Consider the following 11,041-nt stretch of genomic DNA (forward strand, 5'->3'; position numbering starts at 1 on the left):
AAAAAATGTTGTTTTAAATCTCAATTTTTTGTTTTGATATTGTTGCCAACGGTCTCGTATATTCGTCAGTTGTGGTAGTGAAGATACGGATTTGTCCGATTTATTATTTTGTTTCTTGATTTCTATAAATCTTCTTTTAGTTCATTGCCACAATTGCGAATATGCGTTGTTAGCTGCTGGCATTTTACAATAACCTATCTATTAAAATCACTGCTAATATGATTATTAATGTGGAAACTACTCCAATAATAACATTATTTGTTTCGTGGGCTTGGTCGTCAAAATAATCTGAATTTTTAGGCCCATTTAAATATTCTGAGAATTTAAATTTTGGTTTATTTTTAATTGTTCTCCAAATAGTTCCAAAAAGCCATCTAATAATTGCACCAATAAAATTGAAAATTAATTCTATTACAACAAATCCTATAAATTCACTCATTGTATATTAATTCTTTACTTATCAGTTTCTGAAATTAGGTTCAAATTTTCTTCTCCGTCGGCTAGTCATTTTATTTTTAAACTGGAAATATATTATAGGCCCTAAAATTGGAAAAAATATCACTATGACAAACCATATAATTTTAAGGATTTCATTTTTGAAATTTGACTTGTAAATATCAATTAATGCCCATATCCAAAGAATTATTGTCAGTAAACTTAGTAGAATTATGAATGTTTCTGTCATCTTTATTTCATTTGAATTTTTCCGATGCTTGCAGCTAACGGTCTTGGTTAACACAAGTGGCGGAGTAATGACCGGAAATTAGTCCGCTTAAAAATTTACTTTATTGATAACCCAAATTACTAAAATTTAGTCAGCTACCGCTATTTGTGATAACCGATGTTAGCTTTATGTTGCGACACATCTCAATTGGTCCGCTCCTACTCCACTTTACTCGGTTTTATTTGTTTTAAAAGTCACTGCTTCTTTTATCTAAATCTCAAATTTGAGTCCGATATTTTCTTTTCAAAGTCAACCGTCATAGTGAGCCTTCAAATAGTCTTCTTAGTCCGAATCTCTTTTTAGAAACTCAGCCACAATAATAAGTCTCAACTCAATCTTCTTAGTCCACATTAAAATTTAGAAGTGAGAATTTCAATGATATAGTTTTACCGAAAGCAGCTCTGAAATCCCATTTTTCTGCACTTATTGCGCTCCGCCGTACGAGTAAGCAAAACGAAACTTTCTTCTTTATCAACTTTCTCAGTTAATAATCGAATCGGAGCTATTAAAGCTAACGGTCTTGGTTAACGCAAGTGGCGGGAGTAGGGTCTCGTTCTTGTCGGCTTTGTTGTTTGTTTCTTGATGACTAAAATATAACTTTAACTTGAATACCCGCTAATTTGCGATAACCGATGTTGGCTGTAGGGCATCGTTTTCTAATCTTTCTTCTTTAAATTAATGATTACAATTCCGTCACAATCTTTATCTGTTATTTCTGAGATTTTTTCTTTCCCTTTTATTACTTGCACATTTTTTATTGAGTCCGGATTTATCATTTCAAGATCTTTTTTCGAAATTTCTTTTTTTCCTAAAAAGTATAAAACTTTACTTTCAGAAGTGTCGATATCTTCGCCTTCTGGAGTTTTAGGTGGGGTTTGGACCATTATAATTCCATTCTCTGCATTTTCTCCATAAACCTGATTCATTCCTTTATTTCCTTTCTTTATAATACTTATCAGTCCATAAAATTTTTGATTGTCTTTAATGGAATCAAGTTCGATCACAGTTTGTTCGTCCAAGACAATTATTGGATTTTGAGAAACTTTATTTTCCTTTTTTGCTTGTTCAATGAATTTAATCAATTCGGTTTTTGTGATCGCAGATTTTTTGGATTCTTGAGAATAATTAGTGGAAATTGTAAAAATCAAAATCAGAAATAATATCAATTTTCTCATAGTTGTTTTTTCTTAGCCTTACTGCCAACTGTCTCGGTTAACGCAAGTTGGCGGAGTAGGGGACGCGGATTTGTCGGCTTAGTGGTTTAATAGTTGATCAAGTTAAATATTTTCTTTCGAACGGTACCGTCTATTTGCGATAACCGTTGTTGTGCTACGTAATTTTTAGTTCTGTTATTTTTCTATCGAAGAATTCATAAATGAAAATTCGATCAAAAGCTGATTCAAACTCTTGAGTAGTGATTGCTGTATCAAATAGACAATAATCAGAAGACTTTTCAACTCCTCCGATAATTAATACTAGCCAAACTTGATTTAAGTTTTTCTCTCTATAAAGAGGTATTAATTTTTCTTTTGAATTTATTTTATTCTGTACTAATTCTTTACTGATATTACCAACAATAGTCGTTTCTCCTTTGTGCATTGCAATTCCATCATAAGGGAATTTATTGATGCTTTTTACAACTCCTGGTGTTTTACTGCATCCTTTAATAATTGAAATTATTTCCTGCACAATTAATTTGCGGTCGTTTCTTTTAAGAGAGAATTTTTTTTCAATAAATTCGACCCTATAATTACCTTTATATTGATTAAGATTTTTTTCAAGATAATTAATGACAGATTTGAAAATTAATTTTATTAGTCCTTCTTTTTCTTTTTCAAATTTATCAGTGATAAAATCTTTGAGTTCTATTCCAATTAATTTTCCGTTTGATTTAACTATAAAATCGGGACTTTCTGTAAAAACTTCTTCAATAAAAATCTCTTTATCGTAATAGTAAAGAAAATGACCTAATTCCTCAATCTCCTTTTTCTTCTGTTTTTTCTCGATAATTGAATATGAACTGGCATCTATTTTTTTCAACCAAGGTTCAATATTCTTATTTATCAAACTTCTTTCCTTTTTTAAATGTTTTGTCTGATCTAATAATTTTCTATTTAAATCAGGATCTTTAGAATCGAACATCTCAATTAAATTATGGAGCACAACGGTCTCGGTTAACACAAGTGGCGGAGTAAGGACCGAGAATTAGTCCGCTTAGTTAATTACTTTATTGAACACTCAAATTACTAAAATTTAGCCAGCTATCGCTATTTGATGTTAACCGTTGTTGCCTTTATGTAGCGACACACTCCAATTTCACCGCTCCTACTCCACTCTGCGGAGCTTATTTCTTGTTTTAGATGTGATTTCACACACTTCTATACAAAACTTGTATTCAAGTCCGAAAAGCTCATTTACTTGAGTCAACCGCAACAGTAAGCCAGCAAACAATCTTCTTAGTCCGAAAATACTTTTAGAAGTCAGAATTTCAAAACTATAATATTCCACAAGTAGCTCAGAAATCGCATTTTTCCCAAACTAATTCCGCTCCGCCGCCCGAGTAAGCGAATACGTAAACTCGTTCTTTCGTGAAGTTCTCCGCTGAAATTCAAATAGGAGCTATTAATGGCAACGGTCTCGGTTAACACAAGTTGCGGGAGTAGGGATACGAACTTGTCGGCTTAGTTGTTTTCTTGTTAGGATACTAAATTACACTTTTTCGACAAAACCCGTTATTTGTGATAACCGTTGTTGGCTGTAGTCCTTCCAACCAATTCTTCATTTATGAGTATTATCATTTGTACGTTAATTAAACTTCCTAAATTTAATTTAAATTGATTTATCAGATCAACGATAATTGAGTGTGGTTAGATTTATATTGAATCTACCATCTGTAATATGAATTTTATTATTGGAATTCTCAGGATCTGTGAGAGTTATCTTCTGAAATTCTCCGATTAACAAACTATCTTGCACATCGGTTATTTTTATATATTCATTATTCTCTTCTTCTTTCGTAACATAGAATATGGAATTCCAATCTCCAATGATTACAGATGTAGGTCTTTCTCTAGGGATTTGGTTCGGGTATTCTAGATCTACATTTCGAATTAAATAATTTCCTGGTTGCTCAACGCTATCTATTAAAATGAAAATATTCTTATCGGTTCGATTGTCGACATCAATAATCCAAGCACCATCCCTTTTATATGCATTTAGACCGTATTGAGTACAGAAGGAAAATGAGTAAAATTTTTAGGAATATAATTTTTTCCATTCAAACGGGCAAAAAATGAATTTTCGCCACTTGTAGGAAGTTCGTTTTCTGCACTACAAGAATGCAAAAGCATACCTATTAAAACAATAAATAAAATTTTTATGAATTTCATAAGATAGTGTTTATGTAATTAAATTGCTTATTTATTCATTTTAACAATCGTTTTTTTGGATTACAGCCAACGGTCTCGGTTAACACAAGTGGCGGAGTAAGGACCGGAAATTAGTCCGCTTTATTATTTACTTTATTGAACACTCAAATTACTGAAATTTATTCAGCTACCGCTATTTGATGTTAACCGTTGTTGCCTGCAGTGTATGTTCTTGTTAAAATATTAATCTGGAATTTCCGGCTCTACTAATTTCGACAATTTCTCTAAAGATTCTTGCCAACCCAAATGGCACATTTCAGCAGGAATCATTTCTGGAATTCCTTCTTGAATTATTTTTAGCTCTGTTCCACAGGAAACTTTTTTTAACCAAACAGAAGTGGTCATTTCTCCCGGTAAATTTGGGTCATCAAATCTATCTGTATTTTTAATAAATTCATTTGGTTTAATTTCTAAATATTCTCCGCCAAAAGAATGTTCATTTCCAGTTGAAAAATTCCTAAACGACATTTTGTAAGCTCCCCCCTTTCTCACATCTAAAGAATGCACTACACACAAAAATCCATAAGGAGGCATCCAAAATGAAATGGCGTCTTGTTCTGTAAAAGCCCGGTAAATTTTTTCTGGAGAGGTTTTAAGAATTCTTTGGATTGTAACACTATTTGTTGTCATAATTAAACCAGTTTTTGGTTAATACTTGATTTGCTCACCTTTTAATTTAATATTATATATTTTCTTTTGTGTTATATTTTTTTACATTGCTGGCAACGGTTTCGGTTATGGACACGTAGCGGGAGTAAGTACGCTAATATGTCGGCTTAACTTTCTGTTTCTTGGCTTTTTCAATTACATTTTTTCAGAAAAACCCGCTATTTGCTATAACCGATGTTGTGTGCTGGCATTTAGTTACTCTCTTTTGTTTACGCTTATTACAATTCGCCTGTACGCAGTCAAAGCCGGAAGACCATTGTCGGTTATTTCTAAAATTAAATGTATTGTTTTGCCGGAGGCATCAGATGGTACAATAATTTTGAATTTAGATTTGGAATTCTTTTCTATTGTTACTGTATCAGTATATGTACTAGGTTCTTGATAAAGAAACCATTTATAATCTAGCATATTTCCATCAGGGTCTTTGGATTTAGAAGCATCAAATATTAAAGAATCTCCTGCTTTTGCTTTTATTTTTATATAATTTAAGGAGTTATCACCATCTACAATCGCTACTGGGTGATGATTCACAGCAGAATAATCATCTGTAGTTGTCCATTGCATACGGGCCGCAAAATCATTCCAAATATGTTGTTTCCATTTGTTTATGGCTTCAATACCCTCTTTTGAACTGCCATACATATAATAAGGATCATATTGTGTTTCATCTTTACCGTTTTTTACAATGAAATCCATTCCGCGTATTCCACTTACTTTATTGGTGGAAAACCGTCCGCCCCAACCTCCATAGTCAAGGTGTTCTGGTACGTTTAAACCATTGGAATAAACGTAAAGAAAAGAAGGAGTATCTCCTTCGGTTGCCCAAATTCTATTTGGATAATGACTACCTAAAGGCATACGGTTCTGTACGTTGTTCTTTGTCCAATCATCAGATGGTGCCCACCCATATATTTTTTTATTGCGGATATAAATAATATCAGGAAAGTTTTTTGCAATCCAGGCTCCTGCATCATCTTGCCCAAGCACATCATAGATTCTTATTTTCTTTACAAACGCACTTACTTCTTTTTTACTTCGGGTGTTTTTTATTTTCCATAGAGCTTGGGCCACTGTATTTAAACCTCCCCATCCGGCAATCCATACCGGACGATTGTCTCCTTTCTTGTCTACTGTCGATATAATCAATTCTGATCCTGGCGAGTCTTTACCTGCGCCTACACCAGACATATTAGATTTTACCTGACCTTGCTTTGTGATAGATCTTAAATAATTTGCATCTGGATAACCCGCAGCTTGTTTTTTCAAGTTGGATAAAACTTCTTCATACCAATTTATTACCTGAATTATTTTATCAGTCTTGTCAGGGTCGTCCATCCAAACCTGTGCACTTATAAGCCCTTCAATATCTAATGTATTCGAAGATACCAAGAGGTGAATCATAGATTGTAGGTCGTCGGGATCAGTGCCACCTAGGTCGGTAGAGACAATGAGCCTATGTTTGTCACTCTTGCTAACTTGCGCTGAAGAATATTCTACGCACAAAAAAAATGTAAAAAGAAGAATGTATTTCATTTTATAAATTTTAAATACTTAATTATTCGCTATTGTACCACTAAAAATCTTTGAAATGCTTGCACACAACGGTTCCGGTTATCGCCAGTTGGCGGAGTAAGGGACGCGGATTTGTCGGCTTAGTATTGGTTTGTTGGTCAATTTAATTATTTTCTTGCTAACGGTGCCGCTTATTGGCGATGAACCGTTGTTGCCCACTGTATGCGTTAGTTCCATGCATTCAATTGAAGTTCTATTAATAAAACTATTGAAAAGCTAATTATTATTACAACATCAATTAAGGTTAAAAGTTTTTTATCATTAATTAATTTTCTTAGTAGATAATCGATTATTAATCCTAATACTCCAAATAACATTAGTCCGATCATATAAACTACACCCCAACCTTCTTCATAAGACAGTGTCTGCCAATTGAAAATAGTAAAGATTAAGCAGCAGATTAAATAGATGGAAAAATATATGTTGAGAATAGTCCAATTTTTCACTCTCCACAGAATTTGTCTGTTATTTTTAATGTTTTAGGGTCGAAAATTAATCGCATATTATCAGAACCTGCAAATATCAAATCATATTCTAAAAAGTATTCTAATTCGCCATTTCTTTCATAGATAATAATTTCTCCAGACTTAGAATCTTGGGTCCAATATTGATATTTTAGATCCCCAATAATTTCTCTTGCTTCATTTAGTTTCATTCCAATTTCAACCTTTTCACATTTATTCCAATAAGACTGAGTCCGATTTTCTTCTATGAAAAATTGAACTATTTGAATACAAATACTTAAAAGTCCGATAGTAGCGAATATGTATAGTAGGTTTTTGAGCATATTGTGGGCAACGGTCTTGGTTAAGGCAAGTAGCGTGGAGTAGGGACGGCTTCTTGTCGGCTTAGTTGTTTTTTACTTGGTCTCTAAAATAACACTTTTCACAAGAATGCCCGCTATTTGCGCTTAACCGATGTTGGGCATAGTTTTTTAGTTATTTAGCCAACTATTATAACTTATATTATTCCAGCCGTAAATTGAAATAGAAACACCTGAATTTTCCTCAATATTTTCCATTGAAAAATTCTTAAGTATTAATTTTAAGTTTTCAAATTCTTCGTAATCAGTGTAAGTAAAATATTTAGAAGGATGGTTAACCCAATGTCCATCTGAAGTAGTAGTATACGGTATTCTTCCTTCTCCTTCAAATTCAAATTCAGTGAATTTGGGATTTTCTCTCAGTACTTCTAAAAACCGGTCATAAATTTCTGTATTATCAGTATTTGTCCCAGAGACATAAGCAAATGAATTTTGAGGATATCTAAAAGTTTGATTAAATAATAAGTGCGTAAAATTATTGTCAATAACGTTTATAGTAACCTTTTCTTGATTTATTGTAATTGAATACTGGTCAATAATATTTCCATTGATAAAAGTAATCTGGTTAATTTTTTCTGGTAAATCAATGTAAGAAATTGCCGGACCAATGGCAGTTAGGCAAATTGTTGGAACTGAGACTTTCTCAAGTCGTATTATCAGTTCATTATCTTCTATAGATTGTGTTGTTATTAAACTATAATTATAGCAAGGAAATTCTTCTCTTGTTATTAGTTTAAGTTTTAATGTGGGATTCTCAGATATATTTGAATTGTTATAAATTTCTACTGGCATAAAGTCAATATCCGTTTCTATAGAACCGATATATTCATCCTCATTCTTGCTACAACTTAAAGCAATTAAGGTAATTATAAGTATTATAATTTTTTTCATGTGTTCCATTTATATATATGACCATAAAATAGTAAAAGGTTGCGTGAAAATTATGCCCAACGGTCCCGGCTATCGCAAGTTGCGGGAGTAAGGACGCGGATTTGTCGGATTAGTTGTTTGAATAATTGGTCTCTAAAATAGCCATTTTTTGAGCAAACTACCCGTTATTTGCGATGAGCCGTTGTTGGGGCTAGTTATAATTGACCTATTAGCTTTTTGATTTGTTCAAATCTTTCGTCTTTTTCTAATGGGTTGACATCATTAAAAGAAGTATTAGCCATTTTTTGATTAATAGCTTTTATTTTTTCAAGCATCGGTACGATGTATCTCATAAAGTGATTGAAATGCTGAATTATATCTTCATAACTGCTTGCCAGTTTATAACCTGGTTTACCACTATGACTAATTATAAATAAACCTTCATATCTTAAATCTCGAATTATAGTTCTAAGTCTTTCTTCACTCATTTGCATTGTGAAGTTTTTTAGATAATCTACAATTTCATAGCTCGGCACTAATCTATAAGGACTCATTCTGTTTTGAAGTGCTAAATAATCCAAAAGTCTAATTTGCAAATGATCCTTTTTATAATTGGCACTTTCGATGTATTGCTCTAAAACTTCTCCACTCAACTTTTTAATAAGCAAATTCAATTTCTCATCTTCTTCTGTAGTTTTAATTTGATAATTTGATTGAAACGGAAAGTGTTGAATTGTTAATCTCGTATGTAAGATCTCATAGATTTCATCCATTTTTTCGCTTGAATGACTTGAGCAAAATATTCTTCCTAAAGATCCGGCAACAATATCTGCTAATTGAACTAACTTTTCATCTTTGACATCATCTGCAAGTTCATAACTACGGTCTGGATTAAATAAGTCGGGTTTGATTGCATTTTGCATTATAAATCTCTCTAATTCTGATACGAAGTCTTCTCCAACTTTATCAGGATAAATCTCGTATGAATCGTATATCTCATTGTACTTACCTACAAAGAGTTTTTGAAAGTATTTATAGAATACTTGTTTATGCTTTAATCCTCCTTTCTCATTATCAATCCTACTTTTATCAATTATTAGAACATCAATTGTAAAGTCTAGGTTATCAATCAGATATTTTAAAATATCTAGTCGTTTTTGAAAGTATTTTTTATCACTGAGATTTTTAGATTTTATATTTGGTCCAAGTCGAAATTTGTGACAAATCTCTTTTCTAATTTTTCTTGCTTTTTCTTCTTGATCTTCACTAATTATAAAAGCGGTATAAACGAAGTGACTAAAAGTTCCTTTTTTACTTAAATCCAAGTGAGTATTACCAAACTCATCAATATAAATTTTAGCTTTCTTCAAAATTCTGTTATTATAATTGGCCCCAACGGTCTTGGTTAAGGCAAGTAGCGTGGAGTAGGGACACGTTCTTGTCGGCTTAGTTGTTTTTTACTTGGTATCTAAAATAGCACTTTTCATCAGAATGCCCGCTATTTGCGCTTAACCGATGTTGCCTAACGTTTTGTTTTACGAATTTTCTTTCGGAGGCGGAGGCGGAATATTCGATAAGTCAAATTGTTCAATCAAAATTATATATTTGAAGTAATCAGTTTTCTTTCCAGAATTAATATTTTCAAATTGTTTTACAATCTCTTTTAAAACTTTTTTAGTTTTTGATATTGGATATTTTTCTTCTATATAAATATGGATAAGAGCTGCTTTTAGAATGTCTTTATCGTATTCAAAATTATATGGTATAGAACTTATATCAGTGAGAACATTTTTAAGATTTTCAATTGGTATTTTTTTATTCCGATTTCTTAGATCAGGTACAAGTGAATCATTTTTTATTATTAGAATGTTTTTTCTAAAATAACATGAAATTTCATTTGATGTAGGACAGTCCGCACTTGCAATTGTTTTGTAAATAGTATCTTGATATTGAAATTTTAACCCAGATATTTTCTTATCACAAGTAACTTTCCCCATTTCCGTTCTCAGTTCACCGAAATTATCCATAGAGTCTAAATCGACCAATTGAAATTCTGGAAGTTTTTCAAGTTTTCTGAAGTCAGAAGATGAGATTTGAATTTTATCAGACTCAACCTTAAAACTATCACAACTGATAAGAATTAGCGAAATAAGAGTTATGTAGAATAAGTTTTTCATCAAAATGTTTGGCAACGGTCTCGGTTATCGCCAGTTGGCGGAGTAGGTGACGCGGATTTGTCGGCTTAGTGTTAGTTCGTTGGTCAAGTTAATTATTTTCTTACTAATGCTGCCGCTTATTGGCGATGAACCGTTGTTGTGCATAGTATTGTTTCTCCATTTTGTTTAAATAGAGTTGTTGTTTTTTTGAATGCTATCAATTACTATTACTTTGAATGAGACAGGAAAATCCTTTTCTACTAATCTAAAGTCCTCTTTGTTTTTGTTGAATCTTGTATTTGGTCCAATTAGAACTTGATCATTGATTAAACCTTCAATTTCATAAGTTCCAGTTTTTTCAAAGGTTAAATCATAAAATGGTATTGTTCTATTATCAATAGCTCCAATTCTATATTCTTTTAAAGAATCATTGAATTGCTCATTTAAGAAGTTGTATGCGTTATTAGGCAGTGTTCTGAATATAACATATCTATCTTGTTCTGGATCTGAGAAGCTTTCTGTAATTGTATCTATAGGACTTTTAAATACGATTGTTCCATCATTTTTTTCATTAACATAAACTGTATCAGGAAAATTTACTTGAAATTGATATTTCTTTTGAGAATGAGCTGAATCAGAATTTCTTATTTCTTCTTTTCTATTTTCTTGTTTACAGCTAATTAGAAATAGCGATAATATTAAAATGTATCTCATTACAATTATATAGTTCTATTCTCTTTCTACAATATGTCTTGTCCTGAAATATGGCTACAGGTTAAAATTGATTTACGCTGTTAAT

Annotated in this window: 12 protein-coding genes; all 12 read right to left on the reverse strand. The window is 32.0% G+C overall.

Annotation, left to right across the window (positions count from 1 at the left end):
• Positions 1-184: 184 nt before the first annotated feature.
• Positions 185-439: a hypothetical protein gene (locus L1I30_RS14215; protein WP_236134973.1), complete on the reverse strand. Its 255-nt coding sequence runs from the start codon at positions 437-439 to the stop codon at positions 185-187.
• Positions 440-460: 21 nt separating this feature from the next.
• A complete protein-coding gene (locus L1I30_RS14365; RefSeq protein WP_373314899.1) occupies positions 461-685 on the reverse strand; it encodes a PLD nuclease N-terminal domain-containing protein in 225 nt (74 codons plus the stop codon).
• A 695-nt stretch (positions 686-1,380) separates the two neighbouring features.
• Positions 1,381-1,899 (reverse strand): hypothetical protein, encoded by a 519-nt coding sequence (locus L1I30_RS14220; RefSeq protein ID WP_236134974.1) that lies wholly within the window; start codon positions 1,897-1,899, stop codon positions 1,381-1,383.
• Positions 1,900-2,053: 154 nt separating this feature from the next.
• Positions 2,054-2,866, reverse strand: a complete 813-nt coding sequence (locus L1I30_RS14225) for a hypothetical protein (RefSeq protein WP_236134975.1) — start codon at positions 2,864-2,866, stop codon at positions 2,054-2,056.
• Between the two features lie 1,073 nt (positions 2,867-3,939).
• Positions 3,940-4,113, reverse strand: a complete 174-nt coding sequence (locus tag L1I30_RS14230; protein WP_236134976.1) for a hypothetical protein — start codon at positions 4,111-4,113, stop codon at positions 3,940-3,942.
• A 222-nt stretch (positions 4,114-4,335) separates the two neighbouring features.
• Positions 4,336-4,782, reverse strand: coding sequence for an SRPBCC family protein (locus L1I30_RS14235; RefSeq protein ID WP_236134977.1), 447 nt, complete (start codon positions 4,780-4,782; stop codon positions 4,336-4,338).
• 234 nt (positions 4,783-5,016) lie between these two features.
• Positions 5,017-6,354, reverse strand: a complete 1,338-nt coding sequence (locus tag L1I30_RS14240; protein WP_236134978.1) for a nucleoside hydrolase-like domain-containing protein — start codon at positions 6,352-6,354, stop codon at positions 5,017-5,019.
• A gap of 481 nt (positions 6,355-6,835) precedes the next feature.
• Positions 6,836-7,048: a hypothetical protein gene (locus tag L1I30_RS14245; protein WP_236134979.1), complete on the reverse strand. Its 213-nt coding sequence runs from the start codon at positions 7,046-7,048 to the stop codon at positions 6,836-6,838.
• Between the two features lie 279 nt (positions 7,049-7,327).
• Complete coding sequence (locus tag L1I30_RS14250) at positions 7,328-8,107, reverse strand: hypothetical protein (RefSeq protein ID WP_236134980.1); 780 nt, start codon at positions 8,105-8,107, stop codon at positions 7,328-7,330.
• A 194-nt stretch (positions 8,108-8,301) separates the two neighbouring features.
• Positions 8,302-9,456, reverse strand: a complete 1,155-nt coding sequence (locus L1I30_RS14255) for a DUF3800 domain-containing protein (RefSeq protein ID WP_236134981.1) — start codon at positions 9,454-9,456, stop codon at positions 8,302-8,304.
• A 165-nt stretch (positions 9,457-9,621) separates the two neighbouring features.
• Positions 9,622-10,263, reverse strand: a complete 642-nt coding sequence (locus L1I30_RS14260; protein ID WP_236134982.1) for a hypothetical protein — start codon at positions 10,261-10,263, stop codon at positions 9,622-9,624.
• Between the two features lie 165 nt (positions 10,264-10,428).
• The gene (locus tag L1I30_RS14265; protein WP_236134983.1) at positions 10,429-10,956 is read right to left on the reverse strand and encodes a hypothetical protein; all 528 of its coding nucleotides are present in this window, start codon (positions 10,954-10,956) and stop codon (positions 10,429-10,431) included.
• Positions 10,957-11,041: the final 85 nt, after the last annotated feature.

Origin of the sequence: Gillisia lutea (assembly GCF_021568705.1) — a bacterium.
Lineage (GTDB): Bacteria > Bacteroidota > Bacteroidia > Flavobacteriales > Flavobacteriaceae > Gillisia > Gillisia lutea.

What these genes read in the sequence shown, in the direction of transcription:
- L1I30_RS14215 (WP_236134973.1), bottom strand. Translation starts at nt 439, where the DNA reads ATGAGTGAATTTATAGGATTTGTTGTAATAGAATTAATTTTCAATTTT.
- L1I30_RS14365 (WP_373314899.1), bottom strand. Translation starts at nt 685, where the DNA reads ATGACAGAAACATTCATAATTCTACTAAGTTTACTGACAATAATTCTT.
- L1I30_RS14220 (WP_236134974.1), bottom strand. Translation starts at nt 1,899, where the DNA reads ATGAGAAAATTGATATTATTTCTGATTTTGATTTTTACAATTTCCACT.
- L1I30_RS14225 (WP_236134975.1), bottom strand. Translation starts at nt 2,866, where the DNA reads ATGTTCGATTCTAAAGATCCTGATTTAAATAGAAAATTATTAGATCAG.
- L1I30_RS14230 (WP_236134976.1), bottom strand. Translation starts at nt 4,113, where the DNA reads ATGAAATTCATAAAAATTTTATTTATTGTTTTAATAGGTATGCTTTTG.
- L1I30_RS14235 (WP_236134977.1), bottom strand. Translation starts at nt 4,782, where the DNA reads ATGACAACAAATAGTGTTACAATCCAAAGAATTCTTAAAACCTCTCCA.
- L1I30_RS14240 (WP_236134978.1), bottom strand. Translation starts at nt 6,354, where the DNA reads ATGAAATACATTCTTCTTTTTACATTTTTTTTGTGCGTAGAATATTCT.
- L1I30_RS14245 (WP_236134979.1), bottom strand. Translation starts at nt 7,048, where the DNA reads ATGAAACTAAATGAAGCAAGAGAAATTATTGGGGATCTAAAATATCAA.
- L1I30_RS14250 (WP_236134980.1), bottom strand. Translation starts at nt 8,107, where the DNA reads ATGAAAAAAATTATAATACTTATAATTACCTTAATTGCTTTAAGTTGT.
- L1I30_RS14260 (WP_236134982.1), bottom strand. Translation starts at nt 10,263, where the DNA reads ATGAAAAACTTATTCTACATAACTCTTATTTCGCTAATTCTTATCAGT.
- L1I30_RS14265 (WP_236134983.1), bottom strand. Translation starts at nt 10,956, where the DNA reads ATGAGATACATTTTAATATTATCGCTATTTCTAATTAGCTGTAAACAA.